At 74.4% G+C, this 14,780-nt stretch carries 11 protein-coding genes; 6 read left to right on the top strand and 5 right to left on the bottom strand.

Features of this window, described 5'->3' with window-relative positions; all coding sequences use genetic code 11:
- Window positions 1-205: 205 nt before the first annotated feature.
- Window positions 206-1,846 carry a DUF2207 domain-containing protein gene (locus tag EKG83_RS04565; RefSeq protein WP_033430359.1) on the bottom strand — a complete coding sequence of 547 codons (1,641 nt, stop codon included), beginning with the start codon at window positions 1,844-1,846 and terminating at the stop codon, window positions 206-208.
- A 339-nt stretch (window positions 1,847-2,185) separates the two neighbouring features.
- Between EKG83_RS04565 and EKG83_RS04560 the strand changes: the two genes are divergently transcribed.
- On the top strand, window positions 2,186-3,163 hold the full coding sequence (locus EKG83_RS04560) for a neutral zinc metallopeptidase (protein WP_033430518.1): 978 nt from the start codon (window positions 2,186-2,188) through the stop codon (window positions 3,161-3,163).
- A 15-nt stretch (window positions 3,164-3,178) separates the two neighbouring features.
- A complete protein-coding gene (locus EKG83_RS04555) occupies window positions 3,179-4,078 on the top strand; it encodes a neutral zinc metallopeptidase (RefSeq protein ID WP_033430360.1) in 900 nt (299 codons plus the stop codon).
- On the opposite strand, the gene EKG83_RS04550 is transcribed toward EKG83_RS04555, so the two are convergent.
- The gene (locus tag EKG83_RS04550; RefSeq protein ID WP_153277872.1) at window positions 4,048-4,482 is read right to left on the bottom strand and encodes a hypothetical protein; all 435 of its coding nucleotides are present in this window, start codon (window positions 4,480-4,482) and stop codon (window positions 4,048-4,050) included. The two genes, EKG83_RS04555 and EKG83_RS04550, sit on opposite strands and share 31 nt — an antisense overlap.
- 600 nt (window positions 4,483-5,082) lie before the next feature.
- Here EKG83_RS04550 and EKG83_RS04545 point away from each other — a divergent pair.
- Both EKG83_RS04545 and EKG83_RS04540 read left to right on the top strand, forming a co-directional pair.
- Entirely contained in the window at window positions 5,083-5,760 is a 678-nt protein-coding gene (locus EKG83_RS04545; protein ID WP_033430361.1) for a response regulator transcription factor, read from the top strand.
- Window positions 5,757-7,391: a sensor histidine kinase gene (locus EKG83_RS04540; protein ID WP_228122499.1), complete on the top strand. Its 1,635-nt coding sequence runs from the start codon at window positions 5,757-5,759 to the stop codon at window positions 7,389-7,391. The genes EKG83_RS04545 and EKG83_RS04540 overlap by 4 nt, the downstream gene beginning before the upstream one ends.
- 140 nt (window positions 7,392-7,531) lie before the next feature.
- Here the strand turns inward: EKG83_RS04540 and EKG83_RS04535 are convergent, their stop codons facing one another.
- Together EKG83_RS04535 and EKG83_RS04530 are read right to left on the bottom strand one after the other, a co-directional pair.
- Window positions 7,532-8,596, bottom strand: a complete 1,065-nt coding sequence (locus tag EKG83_RS04535) for a potassium channel family protein (protein ID WP_033430362.1) — start codon at window positions 8,594-8,596, stop codon at window positions 7,532-7,534.
- On the bottom strand, window positions 8,593-10,005 hold the full coding sequence (locus tag EKG83_RS04530) for a M20/M25/M40 family metallo-hydrolase (RefSeq protein ID WP_051765473.1): 1,413 nt from the start codon (window positions 10,003-10,005) through the stop codon (window positions 8,593-8,595). Before EKG83_RS04530 ends, EKG83_RS04535 begins: the two co-directional genes overlap by 4 nt.
- A gap of 58 nt (window positions 10,006-10,063) precedes the next feature.
- Here EKG83_RS04530 and EKG83_RS04525 point away from each other — a divergent pair, with 58 nt between their 5' ends.
- Together EKG83_RS04525 and EKG83_RS04520 are read left to right on the top strand one after the other, a co-directional pair.
- Window positions 10,064-10,444 carry a DoxX family protein gene (locus EKG83_RS04525; protein WP_033430364.1) on the top strand — a complete coding sequence of 127 codons (381 nt, stop codon included), beginning with the start codon at window positions 10,064-10,066 and terminating at the stop codon, window positions 10,442-10,444.
- A 79-nt stretch (window positions 10,445-10,523) separates the two neighbouring features.
- Entirely contained in the window at window positions 10,524-11,060 is a 537-nt protein-coding gene (locus EKG83_RS04520; protein WP_033430365.1) for a hypothetical protein, read from the top strand.
- A 65-nt stretch (window positions 11,061-11,125) separates the two neighbouring features.
- On the opposite strand, the gene EKG83_RS04515 is transcribed toward EKG83_RS04520, so the two are convergent.
- Complete coding sequence (locus EKG83_RS04515; protein ID WP_407690759.1) at window positions 11,126-14,704, bottom strand: UvrD-helicase domain-containing protein; 3,579 nt, start codon at window positions 14,702-14,704, stop codon at window positions 11,126-11,128.
- Between the last annotated feature and the right edge of the window lie 76 nt (window positions 14,705-14,780).

Raw genomic sequence — 14,780 nt, 5'->3', positions numbered from 1 at the left:
ACCACCGCTACGACACGGACGGACCCGGCCGCACCCGGGACCGCCGCCCCTCCTACCAGCCACCCTCCCGGTGGAGCCACGCGCTTGGGCACCGGGTCGGCTTCGGCTGTCGCACCCCTCACGCGGGTTCGGGGTTGTTCTCGGGACGGGTCAATTGTCGAACGGGTGTTCGATCGGGGGCAAGATCTCTATCGGGTGATGTCGATCAGTGGCGCAGCGACCTCAGGTGCCCCGCCTGCGCCAGGACGCCGTCCAGGGCGCCCAGGAAGGTCGGGAAGCGCTGGGCGAACCGCCGCAGGTCACCGCCCTGCTCGGCCTCGCCGAACCAGTACAGCCCCGACCGGCTCCCCGCGAACGCCGCCAGCCACCGCTCCGTCTCGCCCAGCACCACCGCGTAGGGCAGCGACCGCGAGAACACCATCTCCCGGTCCGCGTCCGGGATGTCCCGGGGCGTCGCCGCGTGCAGGTACCCGCGCAGGCCGCGCACGTGCTCCAGCAGGGCGCTGCCCCGCCTGGTCCGGGCGGGCATCGAGCGCGCGCCCACGGCCAGCGCCACCCCCGCGGCCAGCACCACGAGGCCGAACAGCGCACCCGTGCCGACCAGCGCCAACACCGCGGTCAGCGCCGCGCCGAGCACCGCGGTCCCGATCCCGGCCCACCACCACAGGGTCCGCTCGGCGTCCGGCCGCCGCGCGAACCAGCTCTTGGCCACCACGTCCGCGTACAGCTCGTCCCGCACGCGCGTGAGGTCGATCCGCCGGCCGCGCAGCTCGGACAGCAGCACCGCGTCGACCCCGTCGGGCAGCAGGGCCTCGTAGACGGCGCGCTCGTAGCCCGTCAGCGACGGGTCGGCCGGGTTGCGGCGGACGAACCGCCAGTCCAGCCCGTCGACCTCCTCGATCCACAGGTAGTTGCGCACCGCGAGGTCCACGATCGTCGCGGTCACGTCGACCACGTCCACGTGCTCGTCGACCACGGTGCCGACCTGCCCGGGCAGCACGCCGTCGGGCGAGGCGAACGCCACCCGCCCCGCGCCGTCGGCGACCAGCACGTCCACCGGCCCGACCTCGCCCTCCAGGGCCCGCGCGTCGCGGCCGCGCAGGTACCACAGGGCGACCATGCCGCCGATCAGCAGCAGCACCAGCGCGCCGAGCCCGGCGCCGGTCGCCGGGGTCAGCGCGAACGCCGCCGCCAGGGTGGAGGTCTCCACCACGCGCGCGTTGGGCGGCGCCGCGCCCTCCTGCAGGCCGACCGCCACGTCGACCCGGTCGCCGGGGTCCAGGCCGATCTCGGTGGCCCGCACGCCGCGCCCGTCGCCCAGCTCGGCGGTGGTGCACGGCTTGGCCGTGCCCGGTTCGCCGGCCAGGCAGTTCACCGACCGCGGGGCGTCCGGGGTGATCACGGAGACCTTGACGGAGTCCAGCGCGGTGCTCCAGCCGCTCGCGGGCTGCCAGCGCAGTTCCAGGGTGTCGCCGATCCGGGCGACGGTGCCGACGACGGAGTAGGTGACGGTGGACGTGCCCGCCCGGAGGGCGATGGAGAGCCGGTCGTCCGACACTGTGGCGGTACCCTCGCCGGTCACGGCCGGGTCGGAGACCTCGTACACGCGGTCGCGGTTGTCGCCGACTGCGATGCGTAGCGGCACCACACGATCGGCTGTTTTCCCTTCGGGGACTGTGACCACCTCGGTGACGGTCAGCCTGCCGTCGCGCTCCAGCTTGAGCCGGACGTCGACGCCGACCGCCCCGGGCAGACCGGCCGGGCTGCTCGGCTGCGCCGACGCGACGCCGGCGCTCGTGCCCAACGCGATCACGCAGATCGCGGCCGCTCCCCAGTTTCTCAACACGGCCGCGCAGGATAGCGGAGTTCCCCTAAGCTCCAGTGCTGATTCGGGCATCCGCGACACGGGGGACCACCAGCGATGACTCAACCACCACCGCCTGGTGGCTGGCCGCCACCACGACCGGTTGGGCCACCGCCGATGCCCGCGCCGCTGCACCCCCGGCAGCCGCCGCCCACCCGCCAGTGGCCCGCCCAGCAGCCCCCGCCGGCCGGGCCGCCGCCGTGGCCCGGGCAGGGCGCCGCGCCGCCGCCGACCGGGCCGCCGCCGATGGCACCGCCGCAGCCGCCGCCCGTGAGCTGGGGTCCGCCGCCCGGGCCGCCGCCGGGGTGGGGCCCGCCGCCGATGCCCTACCCGCCGCTGCCGCGCAAGAAGAGCAAGGGCCCGCTGGTCGCGTTCCTGCTGATCGGCCTGGTGGTGCTGGGCATCGCCACCATCGGCCTGGTGGCCGCGAACCGCAATTCGAGGCAGGCCGGCGACTCCGGTTACTCCGGGTATTCGAGTTATACCTATTCGGCTGAACCGACGACGACGGAAACGACGACGCCCACCACGTCCAGCAGCCCGCGGAGCACGTCCACCAGCACGACGAAGGCCGGCCCCAAGGCCGTCATCGCGCTGGGCGACAACCCGATCCACTCGGCGGACCTGGGCGCGTTCAACATCGAGGGCTGCCCGCTGCCCGCGATGGACTACTCGCCCGCGGGGCAGGACCAGTTCCTGCGCGCCGCGCTGCCGTGCATCGAGGCGATGTGGAAGCCGTCGTTCACCAAGGCCAACCTGCCCTACCAGCCGGTCGAGCTGGTCATGGTGACCTCGCAGATCACCAACACGTGCGGCTCGATGGGCCCCGACCGCACCGCCATGTACTGCGACGGCACCATCTACTGGACGCCCGACCACTACGCCAACGAGCAGGGCTCGGCCAACCCGAACCACCCCGGCAAGTACCTGGGGCAGCTCGCCCACGAGTACGGCCACCACGTCCAGTGGCTGTCCGGCATCCTGCGCGCGTCCAGCGACGCCCAGTACGAGCAGGGCGGCTGGGACACCCCGGCGGGCCTGGAGCTGAACCGGCGCAAGGAGCTGCAGGCCACCTGCTTCGGCGGGATGACGCTGGCCCCGCTGTCCCACGGCGCGGTGCCCCAGGACGTCATCTCGGTGGCGCTGAGCGACGCGGGCAACCGCGGTGACTACCCGATCTACCCCAACCGGGACCACGGCGCGCCCGAGCGGAACGCGGCCTGGGTGAACCACGGCTTCAAAACCAACAACACGAGCGCGTGTAACACTTGGGTGGCGAGCGCGGCGGACGTCAGCTGACCCGACTGGAGGACCGTGCACACGCCCGAGGAGCCCAGGAACAACCCGATCGTGCTCATCGGTGTGTTCTCCCTGATCGTGTCGTGCGTGCTGGGCCTGGGCCTGGTCGCCCAGCTGGACTCCTCGCGGCGGATCGGCGGGCGGGCCGTGGCCGCCCCGGGCGCTCCCCCCGCGCCCGCCACCGGGACCGAGGACCCGCGGCCGCGCGCCGTGCACCGGCTCGCCGACCACCCGCTGCTGGTCACGCCCGTGAAGCTGCCCGCGGTGGCGTGCTCGCTGCCGGGGTTCGGGGTGTCGGACACCCAGCTGTCTGCGTACTACAAGGCCGGGGTGGCGTGCCTCGACCAGGCGTGGCAGCCGGTGCTGGAGCAGGCGAACCTCCCGTTCTCCCCGCCCACGCTGGACACGTCCCCGGAGCTGACCGACGGCCCGTGCGGCTCGGCGCCCGCGGAGAGCGAGGCGGTCGCGTACTACTGCGGCCGCAACCGGACCATCTACATGCCCACGCGGCGGCTGCGCGACAACGGCGGCGGTGAGCGCGCCGGGTCGCACCTGGCGACGCTGGCGCACGAGTACGGGCACCACGTGCAGGCGGTCAGCGGGATGCTGCGCGCGGCGGACAGCAAGATCGTGGCGGCCGGCGAGGAGACGCCCGCCGGGCTGGAGATGTCGCGGCGGATCGAGCTGCAGGCGAACTGCTTCGCCGGGATGTTCCTGCTGGCGGCGTCCGGGTCGATCGGGTCGGGGCTGGCCGCGGAGGCGGCGGAGGACTTCCGGTACGCGATGGAGGAGCCGCCGGAGGAGAACGCGCACGGCACGCCCGAGAACCAGGCCCAGTGGGCGTCCGGCGGGTTCGAGACGGGCACGACGACGTCGTGCAACACCTACGCGGCGCCGGCCGAGGCCGTGGGCTGAGAACGCCTGGTCAGCAGGTAGGCGTACAGGCCGCCGGCCAGGCCGCTCAGGCACACGAGCAGGACGGCCAGCCTGGTCCCGAACGGCATGCCCACCGGGGTGCTGGCCGCGGCCTGGACCAGGTCGCCGCCGGTGTCGTCGGGGACGACCACCTCGACCGCCTCGTTCTCCTGGTGGCCGCAGCCGTCGAGCTTGGCGGTGCGCGTCTCGTCGCCGACCTTGAACTCGACGCGGTCGTAGGCGTCCGGGCCGCCGCACGAGGCGGGTTCGACGACGGTGGCGGTGGTCCGGCGGACCTCGGTGGAGGTGCCCGGCCACCACAGCACGCCCGCTGCCGCGACGCCCACCAGCCCCGCGACCAGCAGGACCAGCGCCCATCTCACCGGGCTTCGCGGAACCGCCACGGGGTGGATCGTCGCAGATGGCGCCGGGGGTTGTCGTGGGGGCTGTCGGGTGGTGCCGGGCTCCCCGCATCACCCGATCGTGATCTTGCCCCCACTCGAACACCTGTTCGATACTTGTCCCATGGATCTCATGCGGAACATCGGAAACAAGTGGAACTCGGCGGGGCCTGACCGGCTCGGGGAGGGAGGTGGAGTGGGGATTCGTGGATCAGGACGGGCGCGTGCGGCGCCTTCGCCGTGAGCGTTCCGCGCTCGGACGGCGTCGGCTTCGCGCTCGGCTGGCTCGGCGCTCACGCGCAGGGGTCGGGTTGGCGGGCGGGTGGTGAGCAAGCGGCGGTCGGCGGCAGGACACGCGGGGCCGGCCGGCGGGACACGCGGTGACGCTGATGCAAGACGTGCGGTGCCGACGGGACAGGGGGCGGGCAGGACGGCAGCAGAGCGGGAGGTGGCGGAGAACGGGAGGTGGCGGCGGCACAAGGGGCAGGGCGGTCGACGGGGAGCTCGGCGCCGATCGGGCTGGGGCGTGGCGGGGCATGCCCGGGAAGTGCGGTTGTGGCGGGTTCCGCTCGGGGCGGGTGGGACGCGACGCAGAATTGGGAGGTGTCAACTGCTGCCAGGGTGCTGGTGATCGAGGACGCGGAGGCGATCGGCGCGGCGGTGAGCTCCGCCCTCCGGGAGGCGGGCTACCAGGTGCAGGTCCGGCCCGACGGTCGGGAGCTGGAGGGCGACCTGATCCGGTTCCGCCCGGACCTGGTGGTGCTCGACGTGATGCTGCCCGGTCGGGACGGTTTCGCGCTGCTGGAGGTCATCCGGCGGAGCAGCGGGGCCGGGGTGGTGATGTTGACCGCCCGGGACGGGGTGTCCGACCGGCTGCGCGGACTGGACCGGGGCGCGGACGACTACGTGGTGAAGCCGTTCGTGCTGGCCGAGCTGGTGGCGCGGGTCAGTGCGGTGCTGCGGCGGCTGGGGCGCACGCCGTCCACCGTGCAGATCGGTGACCTCGTGGTGGACGCGGACTCGGCGGTGGTGCTGCGCGGGAGCATGCCGATCGAGCTGACCGCCACCGAGCTGCGGTTGCTGCGGTACCTGGCGGCGCAGCGCGGGCGGGTGGTGGGCAAGACCCAGATCCTCACCGCGGTGTGGGGCTACGAGGACTACGACCCCAACCTGGTGGAGGTGCACGTCAGTGCCCTGCGCCGGAAGTTGGAGGAGCACGGTCCGCGGCTGCTGCACACCGTGCGGGGGCTCGGTTACGTGCTCAGGGCTGACGAGACGTGAGCCTGCGGACCGTCTCGCTGCGGCGACGGGTGGCGCTGTCCGCGATCGGCGTGCTCGGCGTGGCGCTGCTCGGGGTCGTGCTGCTGGTGGACGGGTTGTTCGCGGCCCAGTCCAAGCGGGACGTCGAGACCGCGCTGTGGGAGAAGGCGGGGGCGGCCCAGCAGCTCGTCAAGCAGGACGTGCGCGGGGCGGAGCTGGTGACGCGGCTGGAGAACCGGGGTGTCGAGGTCCGGCTGGTCATGCCGAACGGCGAGGCGTTCGGCAAGGCACCGGTGGGTGGCGTGGCCAACCGGGTCGACCGGGAGCTGCCGGACGGGTCGACGGTCACGCTGTACGCCGAGTCGTCGCTGATCACGGCCGCGCAGGTGCGGCTGCGGCGGTTACTGCTGCTGGTCGGGTTCGGCGTGCTGGCGGTGACGGCGGCGGTGCTGGTGTGGACGGTGGGGCGGGCGTTGGCACCGCTGGACGCGATGACGACGCTGGCCCGCTCGATCGCCCGCGGCAAGCGCGGCTACCGGCTCAACCCGTCGTCGACGGACAACGAGCTCGGTCGGACGGCGGCCGCGTTCGACGACATGTTGGACTCGCTGGAGGGATCGGAGGAGAGGACCAAGCGGTTCGTGGCCGATGCCGCGCACGAACTGCGGACCCCCATCGCGGGCGTGCAGGCGGTGGCCGAGGCGCTGATGCAGACCTCGGACGCCGAGGAGCGCGAGCGGTTGAACCTGCTGCTGGTGCGGGAGTCGCGACGGGCCGGGCGGCTCGTGGACGACCTGCTGGCGCTGGCCAGGATCGACGTGGGGCTGGAACTGCACCGGGAACGGGTGGACCTGCTGGCGCTGGCCGAGGCCGAGGTGGGGCGCACCCGGCTGCTCGCTCCCGACTTCGACATCGAGGTTGAAGGGGTGGGTGGGGGTAGGAACCCGGGCAGGGGCAAGGACCCGGGCGGGGGTGGGGGCAGGGGCGGGGGTGGAGGCGGGAGCGGGTCGGTGTTCGTCTCCGGTGATCCGCAGCGGCTGGCGCAGGTCTTGGCGAACCTGGCCGACAACGCCCGGCAGGCGACCGGGCCGTCGGGGCGGGTGCGGGTGCGCGTGTCGGCGGCGGGTGGCTTCGCGCTGCTCGTGGTGTCCGACAACGGGCCCGGGGTGGCGCCCGGGGATCGGGAACGCATCTTCGACCGGCTGGTGCGGCTGGACGAGGCGCGTGACCGGCGGTCGGGTGGTTCGGGGCTCGGGCTGGCCATCGCGCGGGGTGTGGTTCGGGCTCACGGTGGGGAGCTGACCTGCACCGATGCCGATCGGGTCGAGGCGGTGATGCTGGATGTCGACGAGCCGACGCTGAAGATGAAGAACCTGTCCGGTACCGCTGGGGAGATGGGTGGCGCTCTGGCTGGGGGCGCTGTGGCTGAGGGCGCTGTGGCTGGGGGCGCTGTGGCTGGCGCTGAAGTGGCCGATGGTCACGCGGGTGGCGTGGGCGGCGGTGGCGTGGGCACCGGTGATATGAGCAGCGGGGACATGGGCGGCGGGTCTGGCAGTGGTGAACTGAGCGGGGGTGGCGTGAGGGGCGATGGTTCGGGAGCGGTGGTGAGGCGTGGGGCGGCGTTCGTGGTGCGGTTGCCGCTCGTCGGGTGATGGTGAGCGCGTGGATCGGCCCCGCCCGTTGTGGGCACGGCCGGGCCCGTTGTGAGGTGGGCCCGGCCGGTTGGTCGGTCGGTCTTGCGTGGTCCTGCTGATCCGGTCCTGCTCCTCCGAATTACTCCTTCGGTGGGGTACTACTCCTTCGGCGGGGTGACCTTCTTGACGTAGAGGAGGCGGTCCCCCGCCTCCACCGCGTCCGCTTCGGGGGCGTCCACGCGGTACAGGGTGCCGTCGCGGACCACGCCCAGCACGATGTCCGGCAGGTGGCGGGGTGAGCCGCCGATCTCGGTGGGTTCCACGTCGCGCTCGGCGATGGACAGGCCCGCGTCGGGGGTCAGCAGGTCCTCCACCATGTCGACCACCGACGGGGTCGCCGTGGCCATGCCCAGCAGCCGGCCCGCCGTCTCGCTGGAGACCACCACCGAGTCGGCGCCGGACTGGCGGAGCAGGTGCTCGTTCTCGCGCTCGCGCACCGAGGCGACCACCTGGGCCTTCGGCGCCAGCTCGCGGGCGGTGAGGGTGACCAGGACCGCCGTGTCGTCGCGGTTCGCCGCCACGACCACCGCCCTGGCCCTGGGGACGCCCGCCACGCGCAGCACGTCGTTGCTGGTGCCCGAGCCGTGGACGGTGACCAGGCCGATGGCCGACGCCGCGTCCAGGGCTTCCTGGGAGGTGTCGACGATGACGATGTGGCCCGGGTCCACGCCGTCGCCCATGAGGGCGCTCACCGCCGACCGGCCCTTCGTCCCATAGCCGATGACCACCACGTGGTCCCGCACCTTGACCCTCCACTTCTGGATGCGCAACGCCTGCCGCGAACGCTCGGTGAGAACTTCCAGGGTCGTGCCGACCAGCACGATCAGGAACAGCACGCGCAGGGGCGTGATCACCAGGACGTTGACCATCCTGGCGGAGGAGCTGACGGGCGTGATGTCGCCGTACCCGGTCGTGGACAGCGACACCGTCGCGTAGTACACCGCGTCCAGCAGGGACAGGCCGTCCTCGTTGACGTCGCGGTAGCCGTCGCGGCCGAGGTAGACGATCAGGACCGCGGCGGTGAGGGCGGCCGTGGCGCCGATGACGCGCTTGACGATCGCGCGCACCGGGCTCTGGCCCGCGTCCGGCATCCTGATCACACCGACGAGCGAGTGACCGGGCAGGTCGGCCAGTGGCGCGCCCTCGTGGAACCGGCGGATCATGACAACCTCTCCGGCAGCAGCCGCCACAGCCGGGCGGCCGCCTCGGCGCCGCGGAGCAGCAGTGGCACGACGACGCGCTCGTTCGGCGCGTGGATGCGATCATCCGGCAACGTCGCCCCCAGGTACACGACCGGCACGCCGAGCCCGTCGTGCAGCAGTGCCGCCGGGCCGGAGCCACCCGTCCGGCTGAACCGCACGGGCTGCTCGAACGCCGCCTCGACCGCGTCGCGCACCGCGCCGACCGCCGGGTGCGACACGTCGACCGCGTAGGGCGGTGCGCCGTCGCCGCGGGCGATCACCTCGGAGCGCAGGCCGGGCGGGGTGTGGGCGCGCACGAACTCGCGCAGCGCGTCGGCGACCTGCTCGGGCCGCTGGTCGGGCACGAGCCGGAACGACAGCTTCACCGACGCCTCGGCGGGCACGATCGTCTTCAGCCCGGGCCCGGTGTAGCCGCCGCGGATGCCGTTGACCTCGGCGGTCGGCCGCACCCACACCCGCTCCAGGGTCGACCAGCCCGGTTCGCCGCTCAGGGCCCGCGCGCCGCCGGCGTTGGCCAGCCACCCGGCCTCGTCGAACGGCAGCGCGGCGTAGTCGGCGCGCTCGGCCTCGGTGGGCTCCACCACGTCGGCGTAGAAGTCGCGCAGCCGGACCCGCCCCCGGTCGTCGTGGAGGGCGGCGACCAGCCTGGCGATCGCGGTGGCCGGGTTGGGCACGCCGCCGCCCGCGCGGCCGGAGTGCACGTCGGAGGCGCCGCCGGTGAACACCACCTCCGCGCCGTACACGCCCCGCTGGCCGGTGCAGACCGTGGGCGCGTCCCGCGCGTACAGGGGGGTGTCGGTGAACACGACCAGGTCGCACGCGAGGTCGTCGCGGTGGTCGTCGAGCAGCCGGGTCAGGTGGGGCGAGCCGGACTCCTCCTCGCCCTCCACGAGCAGCTTCAGCGTGACCGCGGGGTGGGTGGCGCCGGTCGCGGCGAGGTGCGCCCGGACGCCGAGCAGGTGCATCGCGACCTGGCCCTTGTCGTCGCTGGCGCCGCGCGCGAACAGCTCCTCGCCCACCAGGGTCGGCTCGAACGGCGGGTACCGCCACTGCTCCACCGGGTCGACCGGCTGCACGTCGTGGTGGCCGTAGACCAGCACGGTCGGCGCGTCCGGGTCGGCGGCGGGCCGGCAGGCGTAGACCGCGGGCAGGGCGGGTCCGGCGTCCCAGACCCGGACGTCGGGCCAGCCGTCGCGGCTCAGCGCGTCGGCGAGCCAGCGGGCGGAGGCGTGCACGTCGCCGTGGTGGGCCGGGTCGGCCCCGATCGACGGGATGGCCAGCCACTCGCGCAGCCCGGCCACGAAGTCGTCGGCGAACGCGGCCACGGCCGCCCGCTCGGGATGTTCCGGATTTTCGGGATCATCGCTCACGTCGCGGGAGGATAACCCTGGGAGCGCCGTCCCGGGACGGGCATGACAGGGTGGTCCCATGGAACCCACTCGTTCCCGGTCGAGGTCCGCCCTCGCGCTGGCGGGCCTGCTGGGCGCGGCCGGCGCGACGCACTTCGCCAAGCCGCGCCCGTACGACTCGATCGTGCCGCGCGCGCTGCCGGGCAGACCCCGGACCTGGACCTACGCGTCCGGCGTCGCGGAGCTGGCGCTGGCCGCGGCGGTCGCCGCGCCGCGCACCCGCGGGCTCGGCGGGAAGCTGGCCGCCGCGTTCTTCGCGGCCGTGTTCCCGGCGAACGTGAAGATGGCCCTCGACCACCGCGCGAAGTCGCCCGGGGCCAGGGCCGTCGCCTGGGGCCGGCTGCCGCTCCAGGTGCCGCTGGTGCTGTGGGCGCTGCGCGTGGGCCGCTCGGCCCCCTGATCACCCTGCGCGCCCGGGTCGGCACCCAGCGCGCCGGAGGGTCTGTCATTGAAACCGCAACCAGTTCTAGGATGCCCGAGTGCAACCGCTCCTCCACCGTGCCGCGTCGGCGTTGGGTTGGCGCGGCATCGTCGTCCCCGACGTCGCCGTGCTGGGTCACCAGGTCTCGGCCGTCGTGCGGGTCCGCGCCGACGTGCACGAGTGGCGCAGCGCGAACGGCTGGCCGCCGCAGGCGGACCCGTCGTGGTTCCGCTCCTGGTTCGAGCCCGCCGCGCACGACCGGCTGCCGGTGCCCGCGGTGGAGCTGGTGGGTGTGCTGGTCGGTGAGTCGACCGCGGACCGCGCGCTGCAGTCGTGCGGGACGCTGATGACCCTCGCGCCGTGCTCGGTGGTGCTGCCCGCGATGAAGGGCGGCGAGTCGTGGCCGCTGATCGAGCTGGACTACTACGGCATCGGGGTCGTCGCGGTGGACCCGGCCGGGGCCGCGGAGCTGGTGGTGCCGCCAGAGGACCGGTCGACGGAGTTCGGGCCGTCGCTGTTCGGGCGGTGGCTGCTGGAGGTGCTGTACGAGCGGGTGCTCAAGGAGGTGCCCGCGGACGCGCGGGTGCTGGGCTGACGCGGAACCGGGTCGAACGGGGGACCTGACCGGGTGGGACGGGGCCCGGACGGTGCCCGCCCCGTTCAGTTCGGGATCGAGCGGACCAGTTCGCGCAGGCCGTCGGCGTCGAGCAGGTCCGCCGGGCGCAGGGTGTGGTCGTGGCGGACGTAGTGGAACGCGGCCCGCACCTTCTCCACCGGCGTGTCGGTGAGCGCCGCCCACGCCAGCCGGTAGGCGGCGAGCTGCACCGACAGCGCGGGCAGGCGCTCCTCGGCCGGCACCGCGCCGGTCTTCCAGTCGACCACGGTCCAGCCGCCGTCGTCGTCGGCGAAGACCGCGTCCATCCGGCCGCGCACGGACAGGCCCTCGATCTCCGCCTCGAAGGGCACCTCGACGTCGTGCGGGGCCCTGGCGGCCCAGCTGCTGGCCAGGAACGCCTCCTGGAGGCGGCCCAGGTCGGTGTCCGGGGCGGCGCCCTCGTCCGCGGCGCCGGGGAGTTCGTCCAGCTCGAAGAGGCGGCTCGCGCCGAAGCGCTGTTCCAGCCAGGTGTGGAACGCCGTGCCGCGGCGGGTCGACGGGTTCGGCGGGAACGGCAGGGGGCGGCGCAGGCGGCGGGCGAGCCGGTCCGGGTCGGCCGCGAGTTCCACCAACTGGCTGACGGTGAGGTGGTCGGGCAGGAGGACGCGTTCGCGGCGGTCGGCCGCGGCGGCGCGTTCGGCCAGCAGGACCTCGACGTCGCGGGCCCAGCCCTCCGGGTCGTCGTCCTCGGTGGCGGGTGAGGTGGTCCGCTCCTCGGTGAACGGGTCGGGGGGCAGGTCGTCGAGGTCGGGCGGGGCGTCGGGGTCGGGCGGGGTGTCGGGGTCGGGCGGTTCGGCAAGCGGGTAGTCGTCGTCCGGTGGTTCGGGCAGGGGGACGTCCGCGGTGTGGTCGGGCACGGCCGCGGCCCAGGCGGGTTCGGGGGTGTCGTCACCGGGGTCCGGGGGTTCGACGAGGTCGGCCGGTTCGACCGGGTCCGCGGGTTCGACCGGGTCCGCGGGTTCGGCGACCGGGGCGGCACCGAGAACCCCGGCGGACCCGGCCTCGCCGTCCCGCTCCGGCTCGTCGAGCAGCCGGTCCAGGGCGGCCAGCACCAGCCGGGCGCCCTCGGCCACCGCCGCGCGGCGCCTGCCCAGCGGGTCCACCGGCCACTGGGCCGTCTTCGTCTGCGACGCCAGCGGGTTGGGCGCGTCCTCCGCGGGCGGCGGCGCCCAGTGCGCGATGTCCGCCGGCGGGTGCTCGGCCGCCTCCACCGCCGCGCGGATCTCGGTCAGGAACGTCGAGGGCCCCTTCGGCTTGTCCCCCGTCTCACCCCACCAGTACCCGGACACCAGCAGGCTGTGCTCGGCCCTGGTCAGCGCCACGTACAGCAGCCGCCGCTCCTCCACCAGCCGCCGCTGGTCGAAGTCCTCCTCGTGCCCGACCAGGGCCTGCTCGACCTCCTTGCGGTCGTAGTGGGGCAGCAGCCGCAGCTGCGGCAGATCCTCGGCGTCACCGCGCAGGTCCGCGGGCAGCTCGGGCACGGTGCGCAGCCACGACGAGGACTTCTTGCGCCCCGGGAACACGTCCTTGACCACGTGCGGCACGGCCACGATGTGCCACTCCAGCCCCTTGGCCGAGTGCATGGTCAGCACCTGCACCCGGTTCTCGGCCACCTCGACCTCGCCGGGCTCCAGGCCGTCCTCGGCCTGCTCGGCGGTGTGCAGGTAGTCGACCAGGGCGGGCAGGGTGGCGGACGGGCTGGCGGCGGCGAAGTCGTTGACCACGTCGGCGAACGCGTCCAGGTGCGCGCGCCCGACGCCGCCGGGCCGGGACAGGGCCTCGATGTCCAGCAGCAGCGTGCGCTCCACGTCCGCGACCAGCTCGGGCAGCGGCTGGTCCAGGCGCCTGCGCAGCGCCGACAGCTCCGCGCCCAGCCTGCGGATGCGGCGGTAGCCCTCCGCCGAGTACGCGGTGGGGTCGCCGGGGTCGTCGAGGGCGTCGGCCAGGCCGGCCTGCTCGGCGTGCTCGCCGGGCAGCGCGTCGGCCAGCACGGACAGCGGGTCGTCGGCGACGGCCTGGCGGGTCGGCGCGCCGGCCAGCTCGCGGGCGCGCGCCCACAGCGCCGCCAGGTCGTAGGCCGCCACGCGCCACCGGGAGCCGGTGAGCAGGCGGGCGGCGGCGGTGCCCGCCAGGGGGTCGACCAGGACGCGCAGGGCGCTGGTCAGGTCGCGGACCTCGGGTTCGTCGAGCAGGCCGCCCAGGCCGACGACCTCGACCGGCAGGCCGCGTTCGCGCAGCGCCGCCGCGATGGCCGACATGTCGGAGCGGCGGCGGACGAGCACGGCCGCGGTGGGTGGTTCGTCGCTGGTGTCCAGGTGCGCCTCCCACTGGGCGGCCACGGTGTCGGCCAGCCAGTCCAGCTCCTCGCGGACGTCGTCGAACAGGGCCACGCGCACGTCGCCCGGTCCGGCGCCGTCGCGGGCGCGCAGCTCCTCCACGTCCAGGCCCGCGGCGCGCAGCGGCGCGGACACGGCGTTGGCCAGCGCCAGCACCTCCGGCGGGTTGCGGAAGCTGGTGAGCAGCCCGTACTCGCGGGCGGGCGGGAAGTCGTGCACGAACCGGGGCAGGTTGGCCGCGGACGCGCCGCGCCAGCCGTAGATGGCCTGCGCCGGGTCGCCCACCGCGGTGACCGGCATGGGCTCGCCCCGGCCGAACAGGGACCGCAGCAGCTCGCGCTGGGCGTGCCCGGTGTCCTGGTACTCGTCGAGCAGCACCGCGCCGTACCGCTCGCGCTCGCCGCGCACCACCTCCGGGTACTCCAGGGCGAGCCGGGCGGCCAGGGACATCTGGTCGGCGAAGTCCATCGCCGCCTCGCGCCGCTTGCGCGCCTGGTACGCCTCCAGCAGCGGCAGCAGGTTCGCGCGCAGGCGCTGGGTGTTCACCACGGCCTGCAGCGACTGGGGCAGCGCGTCGCCCTGCCGCCTGGTCTTCGGGGCCGACTCGATCGCCCGGCACAGCCGCTCGGCGTGCCGGCGCAGCGCGTCCGGTCCGACCAGGTGCTCGCCCAGCTCACCGGCCAGCGCGAGCAGGTAGTTGGTCACCGTGGCCGGGACCTTGTCGGTGTCGATGTCCTCGGCCCACGTCGACACCACGCGGTGGGCGAGCTGCCACGCCGCGGTCTCGGTGAGCAGCCGCACACCCGGTTCGACGGGCAGCCGCAGGCCGTGCTCACCGACGAGCCGACCCGCGTACGCGTGGTAGGTCAGGATGACCGGTTCGGTGGTCAGCACGGCGGCCCGCCGCTCACCACCCGGGTCGAGCCGGTCGAGCAGCGGCGAGCCGGCCAGCCGGCGCAGCCGGGCCCGCACGCGCTCGGAGAGCTGGCGGGCGGCCTTGCGGGTGAAGGTCAGGCCCAGGACGCGGTCGGGCGTGACGAAGCCGTTGGCGACCAGGTAGACCACGCGGGCGGCCATGGTCTCGGTCTTGCCCGCGCCGGCGCCGGCCACGACGAGGGCGGGCGCGCTCGGCGCGGAGACGACGGCGGCCTGCTCGGGCGTCGGCCGGGGCAGCCCGAGCGCCTCGGCGACCTCGAACGGGCTCGCGAGCTCCCCCGGCTCACCCGCCCGCTCCACCCCACCCGGCACGACCACAAGGGGGCATTCTTCGACATCACGCCCCGCTACCTACGGCGACCCGCAGGGCGACAAATTATTGCCTGCT

The organism is Saccharothrix syringae, assembly GCF_009498035.1.
GTDB lineage: Bacteria > Actinomycetota > Actinomycetes > Mycobacteriales > Pseudonocardiaceae > Actinosynnema > Actinosynnema syringae.
This window is presented reverse-complemented; position numbering and strand designations above follow the sequence as displayed.

Coding starts and splice junctions, on each gene's coding strand:
- EKG83_RS04560 (WP_033430518.1), top strand. CDS start 2,186: ATGCCCTACCCGCCGCTGCCGCGCAAGAAGAGCAAGGGCCCGCTGGTC.
- EKG83_RS04535 (WP_033430362.1), bottom strand. CDS start 8,596: ATGATCCGCCGGTTCCACGAGGGCGCGCCACTGGCCGACCTGCCCGGT.
- EKG83_RS04525 (WP_033430364.1), top strand. CDS start 10,064: ATGGAACCCACTCGTTCCCGGTCGAGGTCCGCCCTCGCGCTGGCGGGC.